The 14,032-nt window shown below is 75.4% G+C and carries 16 protein-coding genes; 5 read left to right on the top strand and 11 right to left on the bottom strand.

Going from position 1 to position 14,032, the window contains the following annotated elements; all coding sequences use genetic code 11:
* Positions 1-22 precede the first annotated feature (22 nt).
* The 3 genes from OG550_RS28705 to OG550_RS28695 all read right to left on the bottom strand — a co-directional run bounded on the left by OG550_RS28705 (position 23) and on the right by OG550_RS28695 (position 1,491).
* On the bottom strand, positions 23-550 hold the full coding sequence (locus tag OG550_RS28705; protein WP_327682373.1) for a peptidylprolyl isomerase: 528 nt from the start codon (positions 548-550) through the stop codon (positions 23-25).
* A gap of 268 nt (positions 551-818) precedes the next feature.
* Complete coding sequence (locus OG550_RS28700; RefSeq protein WP_327682371.1) at positions 819-1,202, bottom strand: aegerolysin family protein; 384 nt, start codon at positions 1,200-1,202, stop codon at positions 819-821.
* Between the two features lie 94 nt (positions 1,203-1,296).
* Positions 1,297-1,491, bottom strand: coding sequence for a hypothetical protein (locus OG550_RS28695; protein WP_327682369.1), 195 nt, complete (start codon positions 1,489-1,491; stop codon positions 1,297-1,299).
* A gap of 441 nt (positions 1,492-1,932) precedes the next feature.
* On the opposite strand from OG550_RS28695, the gene OG550_RS28690 reads away from it, so the two are divergent.
* Together OG550_RS28690 and OG550_RS28685 are read left to right on the top strand one after the other, a co-directional pair.
* Positions 1,933-2,373: an ATP-binding protein gene (locus tag OG550_RS28690; protein WP_327682367.1), complete on the top strand. Its 441-nt coding sequence runs from the start codon at positions 1,933-1,935 to the stop codon at positions 2,371-2,373.
* Between the two features lie 242 nt (positions 2,374-2,615).
* Positions 2,616-3,269, top strand: a complete 654-nt coding sequence (locus OG550_RS28685; protein ID WP_327682365.1) for a DUF642 domain-containing protein — start codon at positions 2,616-2,618, stop codon at positions 3,267-3,269.
* Between the two features lie 74 nt (positions 3,270-3,343).
* Here OG550_RS28685 and OG550_RS28680 read toward each other — a convergent pair whose 3' ends face one another.
* On the bottom strand, positions 3,344-3,967 hold the full coding sequence (locus OG550_RS28680; RefSeq protein WP_327682363.1) for a hypothetical protein: 624 nt from the start codon (positions 3,965-3,967) through the stop codon (positions 3,344-3,346).
* Between the two features lie 269 nt (positions 3,968-4,236).
* Complete coding sequence (locus OG550_RS28675) at positions 4,237-5,238, bottom strand: helix-turn-helix transcriptional regulator (RefSeq protein WP_327682362.1); 1,002 nt, start codon at positions 5,236-5,238, stop codon at positions 4,237-4,239.
* A gap of 98 nt (positions 5,239-5,336) precedes the next feature.
* On the opposite strand from OG550_RS28675, the gene OG550_RS28670 reads away from it, so the two are divergent.
* From OG550_RS28670 to OG550_RS28660, 3 genes are all read left to right on the top strand, one after another.
* Positions 5,337-6,149 carry an NAD(P)H-dependent oxidoreductase gene (locus OG550_RS28670; protein ID WP_327682360.1) on the top strand — a complete coding sequence of 271 codons (813 nt, stop codon included), beginning with the start codon at positions 5,337-5,339 and terminating at the stop codon, positions 6,147-6,149.
* A 168-nt stretch (positions 6,150-6,317) separates the two neighbouring features.
* On the top strand, positions 6,318-6,623 hold the full coding sequence (locus OG550_RS28665; RefSeq protein ID WP_327682358.1) for a hypothetical protein: 306 nt from the start codon (positions 6,318-6,320) through the stop codon (positions 6,621-6,623).
* The gene (locus tag OG550_RS28660; RefSeq protein ID WP_327682357.1) at positions 6,620-7,273 is read left to right on the top strand and encodes a GNAT family N-acetyltransferase; all 654 of its coding nucleotides are present in this window, start codon (positions 6,620-6,622) and stop codon (positions 7,271-7,273) included. The genes OG550_RS28665 and OG550_RS28660 overlap by 4 nt, the downstream gene beginning before the upstream one ends.
* A gap of 78 nt (positions 7,274-7,351) precedes the next feature.
* Here the strand turns inward: OG550_RS28660 and OG550_RS28655 are convergent, their stop codons facing one another.
* From OG550_RS28655 to OG550_RS28630, 6 genes are all read right to left on the bottom strand, one after another.
* On the bottom strand, positions 7,352-7,807 hold the full coding sequence (locus OG550_RS28655; RefSeq protein WP_327682355.1) for a hypothetical protein: 456 nt from the start codon (positions 7,805-7,807) through the stop codon (positions 7,352-7,354).
* Positions 7,808-7,966: 159 nt separating this feature from the next.
* Positions 7,967-9,358, bottom strand: a complete 1,392-nt coding sequence (locus tag OG550_RS28650) for an erythromycin esterase family protein (RefSeq protein ID WP_327682353.1) — start codon at positions 9,356-9,358, stop codon at positions 7,967-7,969.
* A gap of 340 nt (positions 9,359-9,698) precedes the next feature.
* The gene (locus OG550_RS28645; protein ID WP_327682351.1) at positions 9,699-10,106 is read right to left on the bottom strand and encodes a hypothetical protein; all 408 of its coding nucleotides are present in this window, start codon (positions 10,104-10,106) and stop codon (positions 9,699-9,701) included.
* Positions 10,107-10,203: 97 nt separating this feature from the next.
* Positions 10,204-11,103 carry a hypothetical protein gene (locus OG550_RS28640; RefSeq protein WP_327682349.1) on the bottom strand — a complete coding sequence of 300 codons (900 nt, stop codon included), beginning with the start codon at positions 11,101-11,103 and terminating at the stop codon, positions 10,204-10,206.
* 90 nt (positions 11,104-11,193) lie between these two features.
* Entirely contained in the window at positions 11,194-11,874 is a 681-nt protein-coding gene (locus tag OG550_RS28635; protein WP_327682348.1) for a PadR family transcriptional regulator, read from the bottom strand.
* A gap of 74 nt (positions 11,875-11,948) precedes the next feature.
* Positions 11,949-13,997, bottom strand: a complete 2,049-nt coding sequence (locus OG550_RS28630) for an NADPH-dependent 2,4-dienoyl-CoA reductase (protein ID WP_327682346.1) — start codon at positions 13,995-13,997, stop codon at positions 11,949-11,951.
* Between the last annotated feature and the right edge of the window lie 35 nt (positions 13,998-14,032).

Below are 14,032 nucleotides of genomic sequence, written 5' to 3'. Positions count from 1 at the left end.
CGGCAACGGCCTTCGGCAGGGCTCAGCGGGTCTCGACAACGACCGACTCGATGACGACGTCCTTGACCGGGCGGTCCGTGCGCGGGTTGGTCTCGGCGGTGGCGATCGCGTCCACCACCTTCCTCCCGGCGTCGCCGGTCACCTCGCCGAAGATGGTGTGCTTCCCCGTCAGCCAGCTGGTCGGGGAGACGGTGATGAAGAACTGCGAACCGTTGGTGCCCGGGCCGGCGTTGGCCATCGCCAGCAGGTAGGGCCTGGTGAAGGCGAGGTCCGGGTGGAACTCGTCGGCGAACTTGTAGCCCGGGCCGCCGGTGCCGTTCCCCAGCGGGTCGCCGCCCTGGATCATGAAGCCCTCGATCACGCGGTGGAAGACCGTGCCGTCGTACAGCCTGTCCGTGGTCTTCCGTCCGGTCTCGGGGTTCACCCACTCGCGCTCGCCGTTGGCGAGTTCGACGAAGTTCTTCACGGTCTTGGGCGCGTGGTCCGGCAGCAGCCGCACCTCGATGTCGCCCTGGTTCGTCTTGAGGATCGCGTAGAGCTGTTCAGCCATGGTGCACCTTCCCTCGGAATGGCAACGGAGCGTCCCACCGTAGGAGCGCGGTCGCGCCGACACCCCGCATCCACGCCGATCCGGACCGCATCGGAGCCGACGGGGTCTCCCACCACCCGCCGGGGTCGAATGCGTGAGCCCGAGCCGCACGGCCGTCCACGTCTCGCCGACCGCACCGGGCCCCGCCCGTCGGTCGACGGGCGGGGCCCGGTGAATTCCCCGTGCACGTGTACGAGTTGGGCCCGCTTCGCGCGGGCGGCCGGACGGGTCAGCGGTCGTCGTGGACGGTGAGGGTCACCTCCTCCGTGACACCGCTCCCCGACCAGCCCTCCACCTCGACCGTGATGCCGGAGTCGGACGAGTCGACCTTGAGGTTGTTGTAGGTGCTGCCCCACGGGGCGTCCCAGTAGACCTTGACGGTGGCGCCCGACCCGTCCCCCAGCTCGTAGACGACGTAACCCTCGGTGCCCGCCGCGGTGCCCGGCCTGCCGCTGGCGCGGAACGCGGTCAGCTCCTTGCCGGCCGGGACCTCCACCGGCGGGAAGTCGCCTTCGGCCTCCCACGTCCCCGAGTACAGGTCGTGCTTCTGCACCTCCAGTGCGGTCGTGGTGCGGTTGCCGATCGTGACGGCGATGTAGTTCTGTTCGGACATCGCTTCCTTCCTCTCCTCGGTTCCACTTCAGTGGCCCCCGTGCCTTCCCCGCCGTTCTGGTCCGGCGCGCTCCGCGCCGGCGTCGACCGCCGCCTCAGCAGCCCGCCGTCACCGGGCGGTGGAGATGGCCCCTGCCCTCCAGTCGCTTCAGCGGCCCCTCCGACGGGTCGGGGCCGAAGAGCTCCCGGAGGACCAGCAGGTCGTGGCCGCCGACGTGCGCGGACTCGGCGGCCTCGCCCTGCTGCATCAGCCACGACAGGGACATCACGTTGTGGGTCAGAACCTTCATTGCCGTCCTCACCTGAGGGCGGGCGCGGGCGGGGATGGCGCACACGGCGGGGCGGGGCGGGGCCGCCCTGCATCGCGGCGCCAGTCAATCGGTCGGATGCGCACCACTCGCCGCAGGCGCGCCGCTCCCGCGCACGGCACCGCGGGGCGTGAAGGAGTGCAACCGGCTCGCGCCAGACCAGGAAAGGGCGCACACAAACGATGTGCGCCCGGTCGAGCGCCTCCCTCGTCGGTCAGGGCGACTCCGGCCGCCGCACCGCCGGCTCACACAGGGGCGGTGCGGGCCGGGAGCCGACGCTCCCAGGATGTCGGACCCGCCGACTTCCCGCTCCTTGCCCACTCGTTCGAGTGAACGACACGAGCGCCGCCCGGGCCACCACCGCGCCGGCTCCTAGGCTCGCCCGCGGCGTTGACGGTGACCAGGCAAGGAGCAGCGACGGTGATGCCTCCCCCGCAGACGGAGCTGCCCTCCGAGGTGGCGAGCGTCGACGCCGCCAGGGCCTGGGCCGAACAGATCGCCGACGCCTGCGAGTTCGGCGAGGAAGACCGCTACCGGATCGGCCTCGCCGTCCACGAGGCGGCGGCCAACGCCATCGTGCACGGCAACCGTCAGCGGCCCGGCACGGCCGTCCGGCTGCGGTGGCAACTCACCGACGGACGGCTGACCGTGACCGTCGGAGACGACGGGCCGGGCTTCACCCCGCCGGCCCCGCCCGCCCCCGACGCGGCCCCCGGGCTCGGCACCTCGGGCCGCGGACTCGGCCTGATCGCCCGCCTCACCGACGACTTCCACGTCTCGCACCGCGAGGACCCGCCCGGCACCGACCTGGTCCTCGTCATCATCCCGACGGAGGGCAACGGCGCTCCGGTGCAGGCCGATTGAGGGACGGGTCCGGCGGCGGGGCGGGGACGAGCAGGGCGCGCACTGGGGCGTGCGCTTCCGGTCGCGCGCCATGCGGACGGCACTCCCGCCCCCGCCGTGGTCACCGTGCTCCCGCGCACCACGCCCGGCCCCTTGGCGGGGCGTGCACGGGACCGCACACTCCGGGAGGGGCTCCCGGCCGGAGACCCCGCCACCCGGGCCGCCAGGCGCGCGGGTGGCGTCGCACGACCGGAAAGGCCTCCATGCGCCCGCTCCGCCCGTCCGCCACCGCCGTCTCCGCCGCCGTCCTCTCCGCCGCCCTCCTGTTGACCGCCACCGCCGGCAGCGCCTCGGCCGCGCCCGGTGACGCTCCCCGCGCCGCGCCCGGCGCCGGTGCCACCGCAGCGGTGGCGGGCTTCTCCGACGGGGGCTTCGAGAGCCCGGTCGTCCCCTCCCCGTCGCCGTTCACCGACTACCTCGGCGGCCAGACCTTCGGCCCCTGGACAGTCGGCGGCGACAGTGCCGACCTCACCTCCGACCGCCTCTGGGACGTCGCCGAGGGCCACCAGTCGCTCGACCTCAACGGCAGCACCACCGGCAGCGTCTCGCAGACCTTCCCGGTGGCACCGCTGACGACGTACCTCGTCACCTTCAAGCTGGCGGGCAACCCGGCGTGGGCCCCCGCGCTCAAGACCGGCCAGGTGCGGGTCGACGGCACGACGGTGCTCGACTTCTCCTTCGACACCACCGGGCACGGCTTCCGCTCCATGGGCTACACCGAGCAGACCGCCGCGTTCACCAACCTGCTGGGCTCCTCCGTCACCCTCACCTTCGCCAGCACCACCCCCGGCTACGGCGGCCCGGTCATCGACGACGTGAAGGTGCGCAGCTGCCTGCTGGTGCTCTGCCTGCCCTGACGGGGCGGGGTGGCGGGGGCGCCGCGCCGCCCGGCCGGAGCCGGGTGGCGCGGGGCCGCAGGACAACAGCCCGATCAGTACAGCTTGTTGACCGCCGCCTTGACGGTCTCCTTGAAGGCGGGCACGTCCGGCTGGGTCCAGTTGCTCTCCCAGTCGACGATGACGACGGTGCTGCCGTCCCTGCCCACGCCGAACAGGTAGTTGTTGTACGACGACCAGGGGGAGGTGCGGGTGCGCTTCACCCCGCCCACGGTCGCGCCCTCCTCGACGGCGACCGAGCCGTGGTCGTAGCCGGTCACGACGTCACCCGGGTACGCGGCGCGGAGGCGGTCTGCGCAGCCCGCGTAGGCCTGCCGGAGCGACTCGGCCAGCGCGACCGCCTCGGCCTCCGTCGGCAGCACCCAGACCCGCTCGACGGCCGCGGCCGTCTCCGAGGTGAAGAAGTCGGCGCTCCAGATGTTCTCCTCCGGCACGTCGCTGCCCCACTCCCACAGACAGGTCGGCATCAAGCTCCCGCCCGGCTGGTCCGACGCCCCTCCCATCCAGGTCAGCGAGTCCGGCGGCAGGTCCGCGATGTCGATCATCCCCGGCCGCACCGGCGTGTCGGCGGGCGTCGCGCCCGCCACCGGCGCCCCCGCCGCCACCATCGCCAGGGCGACGCCCGCCCCGCACACCCACGTACGAATCCCCGACCTCATACGTCCACCTCCGAGTGGGTACAGCTACGGAAGCACCCCCACCCGATCGGAGCCGGGGCACCCGTCCAGCATGCGAGACCCACCCCGGCAGGACCGGGTGCCCACGAACCGTGACCGGAATCCCCCGCCCCGACCACCCGTTCTGTCCGAAAACACCACATCGGCCACACGCGCGGGCGGTCGGGGCGAGTCGCCCTCCCACCCGGCAGCGCTCGACGATCCGGCCGGGAGGACCGCACCGGTGGCGGGGCCGCCCCGACCGCACCGGCTCAGTCGGCCTGCTCCGCGCCGCCCCCGCCACCGCCCGTGCCGCCGCCGCTGCCGGCCGCCGCGAGGCGGGTCAGGGCGGCGGCGGTGCCGGCGTCCTCGCCCGCGCTGAACACGTGCAGCACCAGGCCGGTCTGGCCGGGGGCCGCCGGGATGTTCAGGGGCTCGAAGTCCAGGGTGAGCACCCCGGTCGCCGGGTGGTGCAGGCGCTTGCGGCCGGCCGCGCACATCACCACCTCGCCGGAGTCCCAGATCCGCCGGAAGTCGCCGCTCCGCGAGGACAGCAGGCGGATCAGCGCGATCAGTTCGGCGTCGTCCGGCCATGTCCCGGCGGCCACCCGCAGCTGGCCGACGGCCTCCGCCGCGCGGTCCGCCCAGTCGGGGTGGACGGTCCGGGACTCCGGGTCGAGGAACAGGAAACGGGCCTGGTTGCGGTCACGGCGCGGCACCTCGCCGACGCCGCCGATGAGTTCGGCGCCCGGGCCGTTCCACGCGACGACGTCGAGGCGGTGGTCGGTCACGAAGGCGGGGAGGTCGGCGCCCAGCGCGTCCAGCATCCGGCGCAGCACCGTCCCGACCCTGGGCCTGGGCACCGGCGCCCGCCGGGCGGAGGCCAGCGTGTCGAGGTGGCGGCGCTCGGCCTCGTCCAGCCCGAGGGTGCGGGCGAGCGCGTCGAGGACCTCGGGCGACGGCTGGGTGGAGCGGCCCTGCTCCAGGCGGACGTAGTAGTCCACGCTGATCCCGGCCAGTTGGGCCAGCTCCTCGCGGCGCAGCCCCTGCACCCGCCGCCGTCCGCCCCCGGCGAGGCCGACCAGCTCGGGGGCCACCCGGCCGCGGCGGGCCCGCAGGAACGCGCCGAGCGCCCGGCCGGGGTCGCCGACCCCGTCCACGACGGCGGTCGCGCCGGTGGCCGCGGTACCCGTCGCGCCGGCGGTGTCGGTGGTGCCCTCGCCCCCGCGGGTGGCGGTGCCCGGGTCGGTACCGGTGTCGGTGCTGGTGTCCATGCGATCCAGTATGGGTGGCCCTCGCAGTACCAGGAACGGCGTTCCTCGGGAATCACAGGGTGCTGGCTGCCGGGCCCGGACGGCGCGAGGGTGGTGCCATGACCGAGCACACGCCGCAGCAGCAGACCGCGTCCGCCCCGCAGAAGACCGTCCTCCTCGTCACCGCGCACCCCGAGCCGCGCTCGCTCACCTCTGCGCTGTCCGCGTTCGCCGCCGACCACCTGCGGGCCGCCGGGCACCGGGTGGAGGTCTCCGACCTGTACGCGATGAAGTGGCACGCGTCGCTGGACGCCGACGACTTCCCGGACCGCGCGCCGGACGAGCGGCTGGACGTGCTGGCCGCCCAGGGCGAGGCCACCCGCGCGGGGCGGCTCTCGGCGGACATCGCCGCCGAGCAGGAGAAGCTGCGCCGGGCGGACGCCGTGGTGCTGCAGTTCCCGATGTGGTGGTTCTCGGTGCCGGCGATCCTCAAGGGCTGGATCGACCGGGTGCTCACCTTCGAGTTCGCGCACGGTCCGGCCGTCCCGCCGCCGTACAGCGAGGGCGCGCTGGCCGGGCGGCGCGGGCTGCTGGCCGTGACGGCCGGGGCCCGGGAGTCGGCGTTCACCGACCGCGGCGCGCACGGCCCGCTGGCGGACCTGCTGTTCCCGGTGCAGCACGGCGTGTTCTGGTTCACCGGCATCGCGCCGCTCGAACCGTTCGCCGTCTACGGGTCGCCGGGCGTCACGCCGGAGCGGTTCGCCGAGCTGACCGAGGAGTACGGGCGGCGGCTGGACGGGCTGTTCACCGACGAGCCGGTGCCCTTCCGGCGGCTCGACGGCGGCGACTACGGGCGGGACATGCGGCTGCTGCCGGGGGTGGAGGAGCCCGGCACGGACGGCCTCGCCCTGCACGTCGGCCCGCGCGGCTGACCGGCGGCCGCCCCGGGCCCCGCGAGCCCGCGAGCCCGGGCAGGTCGTTCGGCCGGAGGACGGCCGACGCGGGACGGTGCCGGCCCGTCACGGGGGTACGGACCGGCACCGTCCCGCACTTCGAAATCCTGTTGACCGCCTGCTCCCCCGCTCAGCACAGTTACGGCCGTGATCGTCGTGACCGCCGCGTCCGGTGCCCTCGGGCGCCCGGTCGTCCACCGCCTCCTCGCCCTCCGTCCGGCCGTGCCCGTGGTCGCCGCCCGGCGGCGGGGTGCCGCCCGTCGCGACGCCGACCCGGCCGACGCGCCGCCGGGGCCCGCCCGGCTCCCCGAACCCCGGGTGCGTGCAGGCGCGTCGGAGCGGCGGTCACCGGACCTCGGCCGCCTCCCGGGCCGCCCGGCGGCCCCGCCCGCCGCCACCGTCCGCACCCTGCTCGCGCGTGCCACGACCGTCCGGACGGAGAACCGACCATGACCTTCCCGCTCGACGCACCGCCGCTGGACGGCACCCTCGTCCGGCTGGAACCGCTCGGCCACGGACACGTGCCGGACCTCGCCGCGGCGGTCGCGGAGGAACGCGGGTCCTTCGGCCTCACCTGGGTGCCGGGGCCCGACGAGGTCGCCGGCTACGTCGACGCCCAGCTCGCCCGGGCCGCCACCGGTCGGCTCGCCCCGTACGCGCAGATCGACCGGGAGTCGGGCCGCGCCGTCGGCGCCACCGCGTTCTGGGACCCGCGGCCCTGGCCGTCCGGCGAGGGGCTCTGCGCGGTCGAGATCGGCTGGACGTGGCTGGCCGCCGCCGCGCAGGGCACCGGGCTGAACGCCGAGGCCAAGTACCTGCTGTTCCGGCACGCGTTCGAGGTCTGGCGGGTGGCCCGCGTCGACCTCAAGACCGATGCCCGCAACGCCCGTTCGCGCGCCGCCATCGCCTCGGTGGGGGCCTCCTTCGAGGGCGTGCTCCGCAACTGGTCCCCCTCGTGGGCGCCGGGCGAGAACGGCCGCTTGCGCGACTCGGCGATGTTCTCGATCACCGCCGAGGAGTGGCCGGAGCGGCGGGCCGCCCTGGAACGGCGCGTCGCCCGGGCGGTGGGGCGCCGACGGGACACGGTCGGCCCGAGCGCCTGAGTGCCCTGAGCGCGCCCGGGCGGCCGGGCGGGACGGCATGGGGCCGGGGAGACTGGCAGGCGCCCGGGCGGGGGCCGGTCAGAACGTGGCCAGGTCCAGGGCTTCGCTCAGCGAGGCGTAGCCGACGCAGAGCATCAGCCACACCCCCAGCACCGAGGTGACGGAGCCGAGGATCCGGCCCGCCCGGCCGCGCTGCTCGCGCGGTCGGCGCAGCTGCCTGATCCCGAGGGCGACGACGGCCACCGCGAGGGCGCCCAGCGCGTAGGCGAGGGCGGGGCTCTGCCGGTGCGCGAGCACGGCGAGGACGAAGGCGCCCGCGAGCGACGCGGTGGTGAGCACCGCCAGCACCAGGCCGAGGACCACCTCCCCGACCAGTTCCAGGACGAGGTCGCGCACCGTTCTGCCGATCGCGCCCAGGCAGCCGCCGCCTTCCCTCCCCGCCGGAACCGGCGTCGGGTCACCGGGCAGGTGCACCGGTGCCGCGGGCAGTGGCCCGGTACTCCCGGCGTCCGTGCCCGGGCTCTCCTCGCTCATCGCTCCCCCGTCCCGCGGCAGCCCCCCGCGGCACCGTTCCGTCCGCGCGCCGCCCCCGCCCCCGCCCGGTCCGGCCGACCGACTGCTCGTCATCGTACGGGCGGCTCCGGGCACGGGGCAGGGCCGGCCGGGCCCCGGCGGCGCCGGACCCCCTGGGGGTCAGAGCTTGGTGGCCTCGTGGACCTGGTGGAGGTGGACCAGGATGTCGTAGGCCCGGCCGACCGCGAGGGAGGGGGCCGGCTGCTTGAAGCTCGATCCGGCGTCGTGGACGGGGCGGGGGGTGTCGAGCCAGGACCGGCCCGCCGCCGACAGCGTCCGCAGGTCGAGGTAGTAGTCGCGGTACCGGACCCGGTCGAGGGTGTACTCCTGCATGTCCGGGGTGGCCGCCGGAACGGTGACCGCGTGCCAGGCCCCGCCGAGGTCGGTCCCGGTGAGGAACGCCCCCCGGTCGAAGGTGAAGCCGATGGCGGCGTAGTCCCGTCCGAAGGCGTCGCGCAGGTAGACGCCCTGGGTCGTCGGGTACATCACCGGGTCGGTGGACAGGTAGCCGACGTGGCCGTTGTGCGCGGACAGCAGCATCCGGTCGCCGGTGCGGCGCTGCCACCAGGCGGTGTTGTCCGCCATGGCCCGGTCGCGGTAGTGCTCCGCGGCGGACACCGACTCCGGGTCCGAGAGGTCGAGGGCCGCGAACGCGAAGGTCTGGACGATGTTGCGGGCGTGCTGCTCGGCCCACTCGTAGGCGTCGCCGCCGGCGCCCTTGCCCGCGGTCAGCAGGTCGAAGGCCTGCTGGGCGACGGCGGCGTTGTGGCGCCGCTCGGCGACGGGCCGGCCCAGGTAGGCGAAGACGTCGTCCAGGGGGCGCAGGCCCGCGTACAGCCGCTCGATCCGCGCGAGGTCCTGGGGGCGGGCCGTACGGACGTAGGAGGTGACCCGCTCGAAGGCCGCGTCGCCGAGCCTCGGCGCTCCGACGTCGTTGCCCGTGAAGTGGACCCTCCGGTCCGGGTGCCGGTCGTTGTACCGCCGCATCCAGCCGATGAGGCTGACGAACTCCTCGCGCTCCCAGGGTGATCCGGCCAGCGCCTCCTTCGCCGTCCGCCGGGCGTCGCCGGGGCCGCCCTGGACGTACTCGTCGATCCGCAGCCCGGCCGTCCAGCTCATCTCCAGGGAGAAGGTGGTGAAGCCCTTCTCCTCGACGAGGTAGCGGAAGACGCGTTCCTTCATCGCGAAGAACTGGTGCGAACCGTGGGTCGCCTCGCCCAGGCCGACCACCCGGGCGTCCCCGATCATCGCGCCCAACGCCCGCAGGTCGGTGGTGCGTCCGCCCGGCTCCGTGGAGCGCAGGGGCTGGGCGGCGCGCTCCAGGGCGCGCAGGGCGGCGGCCTGCCGGCCGTCGGACGCCGTGGCGCCGGGGGACGCGGCACCGGGGGACGCGGGCTCGGCTCCGGTGGCGGGTGCGGCGAAGGCCGCCGGGGCCAGCAGGGCGGTGGCCCCGAGCGCCGCCGTCGCGGCGAACAGGCCCCGTCGTCCGATCGTCTTCGTGTGCGTGGTCATGCCGATCACTCCTGAGTCCGGTGTTCCGCTGGGCGGGAGTGATCATCACGCGGGGCGGCCGCGGGCCGCGCTGGGGCCGTCCTCCGAACCGTCCGGGGGCAAACCCCCTGTTCAGGGCTGTGGTTGGCCCCCGGCTCGCCTTCCGGCCCCGGCCGGATCCCGGTGTCCACGGGGGCGCGAGCGTCACTGACGGCCCGTCATCGGACGGCGTACCCGCGACCGTCCGGCGGAGGCGGACCCGAACGGGAAGCCACCGCGAGTCCGAAAGGGTAGTGGCCGCGGGCCCGAACGGGAAGCGGCCCCAGGGGCGGCCGACGGCGACGGGGCCCGGCCGATCCGGTCAGGGCCAGCCCGTCGGCTTCGCGGTCATGGTGGCCCTGGCCGCGACGATCGCGGTGCAGGCCCGGCGGACCTCGGTGGCGGCCCAGTCCGGCGGCAGCGGTCCCTGCGCCTTCAACGCCGCGGCCTGCCGCTGGAGTTCGCGCAGCGCGCCGCCCTGTGCGCCGGAGAGGCCCATCTCCTGGTAGTCGCCGAGGTCCGTGCCGCCGTCGAGGTACGTCCGCAGCCAGGGTTCGATGCTCAGGACGCAGTCCTCCAGCGGGTCGAACGGCGGCGGGGACGGCGAGGCGGCGGGCGTCCGCGGCGCGGCGGCGGACGGCGGGGCCGGCCCTGCGGGCCCACCGCACGCCGCCGCCGACGCCGCCACCGTGAACAGGCCCGCCAGACCGGCCAGGAGCCGTTTGCGCATGCCCGCATTGTGGCCCGCGGGGCACGGCCGCGCCAGGGAGCCGTGGGGTCCGGGCGGCAGCGCCGCCGGGTAGCGGGGGAGGCCGGGCGGCGGTCCGTCAGACGGCCGCGGACGGGGCACCCGGGGTGGGCGGCGTCTGCGGGGCGGACGGCAGGGACGGCGTGCCCGGCGCGGACGGCGTCGACGGCGTGCCCGGGGCGGTGGGGGCCGCCGTGGAGCCCGCCGGAGCGCCGAGGGTGCGTTCGGCCTTGGCGACGGCGGCGCGGTAGAAGAGGGAGGCGAGTTGCGAGGAGGAGGAGTCCCGCTGGAAGAAGCCGTAGGAGAGCGCGACGTCACCGAGGCGTTCGACGCCGAGGTAGCCGTTGAGCGGGATCCCCTCCAGCTCGCCGTCCAGCCGCACGGCCGGGGCGCCGGGCCGGTCGCCGAGGGCGATCGGGGTGACGGTGAAGGTCACGGCGGTGCCGGTGTCGTCGTTGAAGGTGAGGCTGTGGCACTCGGTGAACGCCGAGGTGACGGTCGCGAAGTCGGCGGTGAGGCGCTCCGGTTCCTCCGCCGTGAGCGACTCGGTGACCAGCGGGTTGCCGGTGGGGCCCTCGAACTCGACGCCCTGGTGCGGGCGTCCGGCCGGTCCCTGCGCCGTCTCCCGGTTCAGCAGCGCGCGGAGCGCGTCGCAGCCGGCCACCGGGGAGGCGCCGCTCTCGGGCGAGGGGCTCGCGCCGGCCGGGATCTCGGTGAAGTCCGGTCCCAGGTCGTCGACGGTGAGCAGGGCCGCCCTGAGCTGCTCGTCGGTGGGCAGCTGTGCGGCGGCCGGGGCCGCGGCCGCACGGTCCGGGGCGGCCGCCACGGTGGCCGCGACGGTGGCCCCCGCGGTCGCCCCGGCCGCAGTGGTCGCGGGCGGCGCGAGCGGTGGGCCTGCGGCGAACCCGGCGGCGCCGAGGGTCAGCACGGCGGTGGCGACCGCGGCCGTCAGGGCGGGAAAAGGCCTCGGGAGAGACATGCGGCCCCCGGTCGTGAGTGCGGGCAGGGACGGACGTCCAGTCTCCCACCGCGCCCCGGCACCCGCCCGCCCGGAGGGCGGATCCGCAGGTCAGGAGGGGTTGACGGCCGTCTCGGCGGGCGTCCGGGCGGTGGATCCGGCGGCCGCGCCACCGGGGCCGGAGGAGCCGCCGGGGCCGGAGGGGCCGCCCGGCCCGCCGGGAGCGCCGGAACCTCCAGGAGCACCGGGAGCACCGGAACCGTCGGGCGGCAGCGTGGCGAGGGTCTCGGCGAGCCACTGCACCCAGAAGGCCTCCAGCCCGATGCCGGCCCGCAGCACGGCGTGCTGCAGCGGGTCGGGGTCGACTTCCGGCCCCGGCGGGAAGTCGCGCCGCTCGATCTCCTGGTAGTCGGCCAACTGCGCCCGGTGCAGGGCGAGGTGCCGGTGGAGTTCGGCCTCCAGCCCGGCCGTTCCGACCACGGCGGCGGCCCGCAGCCGCAGCAGCAGCGGCTCCCTGACGGTCTTGGGGGCGTCCGCGCCGGCCGTCCACCGTTCGAGTTCGGCGCGGCCGGCGGGCAGGACCTCGTACTCCTTCTTCTGGCCGCGCACCGGCCCGGTCTGCGGGAGCGCCCTGATCAGCCCGGACGTCTCCAGCCGGCCGAGCTCACGGTAGATCTGCTGGTGGGTGGCGGACCAGAAGAAGCCGATCGACCTGTCGAACCGCCGGGTCAGCTCCAGCCCCGAGGACGGCTTCTCCAGCAGGGCGGTGAGGATGGCGTGCGGCAGCGACATGGGTCGATCCTAGGCCGTGCCCCGGCACGACCCGGGACGTCGCAGGAGGCGCCGCACGCCTCCTGCGGCGGGGGTCAGAGCGCGGCGGCCAGCTCGGTTCCCTGCTTGATCGCCCGCTTGGCGTCGAGCTCGGCGGCCTCGTCGGCCCCGCCGATCAGGTGCGGGACGATGCCGAGGGCGCGCAGTGCGGCGTCGAGGTCGCGGCGCGGTTCCTGGCCGGTGCAGAGGACGACGGTGTCGACGGGGAGCAGCTGCGGTTCACCGTCGAGGGTGAAGTGGAGTCCGGCGTCGTCGATGAGGTCGTACCGGGCGCCGGCGACCGTGGTGACGCCGCGGTGCTTGAGTTCGGCGCGGTGGATCCACCCGGTGGTCTTGCCGAGACCGGCGCCGACCTTGCCGGTCCGGCGCTGGAGGAGGTGGACCCGGCGCGGGGGCGCGGGCCGCTCGGGCCGGGCGAGGCCGCCGCGTTCGCGGTACTCCGGGTCGATGCCCCACTTGCGCTGGTGGACGGACGGGTTGAGGCTCGCCTCGTCGCCCTGGTCGGTGAGGTACTCGGCGACGTCGAAGCCGATGCCGCCCGCCCCGACGACGGCGACGCGCTCGCCGACGGGCGCGCCGTCGCGCAGCACGTCGAGGTAGCCGAGCACGCTCGGGTGGTCGACGCCCGGGAGGTCGGCGGGGATCCGCGGGGTGACGCCGGTGGCGAGGACGACCTCGTCGAAGGCCTCGGCGGCGAGCTCCGGCGCCTCCACCAGGGCGCCGAGCCGCTGCTCGACGCCGAGTTCGGCGAGCCGGGTGCGGTAGTAGCGGATGGTCTCGTCGAACTCCTCCTTGCCGGGGATCCGCCGGGCGACGTCCAGCTGTCCGCCGATGGTGTCGGCGGCGTCGAACAGCGTGACGGCGTGGCCGCGTTCGGCGGCGGAGACGGCGAACGCGAGGCCGGCCGGTCCGGCGCCGACGACGCCGATGCGCTTGCGCGTCCTGGTCGGGGCGAGGACGAGTTCGGTCTCGTGGCAGGCGCGCGGGTTGACCAGGCAGGAGGTGGTCTTCCCGCTGAAGGTGTGGTCGAGGCAGGCCTGGTTGCAGCCGATGCAGGTGTTGACGGCGTCGGCGCGGCCGTCGCGGGCCTTGGCGACGAAGTCGGCGTCCGCGAGCAGCGGGCGGGCGAGGGAGACCAGGTCGGCGTACCCGTCGGCGAGCAGCCGCTCGGCGAGCTCGGGGGTGTTGATGCGGTTGGAGGTGACCAGCGGGATGCCGACCGAGCCCATCACCTTCCGGGTGACCCAGGCGAAGGCGCCGCGCGGCACGGAGGCGGCGATGGTGGGGATGCGCGCCTCGTGCCAGCCGATGCCGGTGTTGATGATGGTGGCGCCGGCCTCCTCGACGGCCCGGGCGAGCCGCACGACCTCGGGGAGGGTGGATCCGCCGGGGACGAGGTCGAGCATGGAGAGGCGGTAGATCAGGATGAAGTCGGGTCCGACCCGCTCGCGGACCCGGCGGACGATCTCGACCGGGAAGCGCATCCGGTTCTCGTACGGGCCGCCCCACTCGTCCTCGCGGTGGTTGGTGGCCGCGGCGATGAACTCGTTGATCAGGTAGCCCTCGGAGCCCATGACCTCGACGCCGTCGTAGCCCGCGCGGCGGGCGAGGGCGGCGCAGCGGGCGAAGTCCTCGATGGTCCGCTCGACCTCGTCGGCGGTGAGGGCGCGCGGCGGGTACGGGCTGATCGGGGCCTGGACGGCGCTGGGGGCGACCAGGTCGGGGTGGTAGGCGTAGCGGCCGAAGTGCAGGATCTGGAGCGCGATCCGGCCCCCGGCGGCGTGCACGGCGTCGGTGACGACGCGGTGCCGGTCGGCCTCCTCCTCGGTGGTGAGCATGGCGCCGCCGCCCCAGGGGCGGCCGGCCTCGTTGGGGGCGATGCCGCCGGTGACGATGAGGCCGACGCCGCCGCGGGCGCGTTCGGCGTAGAAGGCGGCCAGCCGTTCCGGCCCGTCGGGGGCCTCCTCCAGGCCGACGTGCATGGAGCCCATGATGACGCGGTTGGGGAGGGTGGTGAAGCCGAGGTCGAGCGGGCGCAGCAGGTGCGGGTAGTGGGGGTGGGGCGGCTGCGGGGTGGCGGTCATCGGGGTCTCCGGGGGGCTTCGTCGAGGCGGCGGCT

Origin of the sequence: Kitasatospora sp. NBC_00458, from assembly GCF_036013975.1 — a bacterium.
GTDB lineage: Bacteria > Actinomycetota > Actinomycetes > Streptomycetales > Streptomycetaceae > Kitasatospora.
The sequence above is the reverse complement of the archived record's forward strand: the minus strand, read 5'-3'. Positions and strand labels throughout refer to the sequence as shown.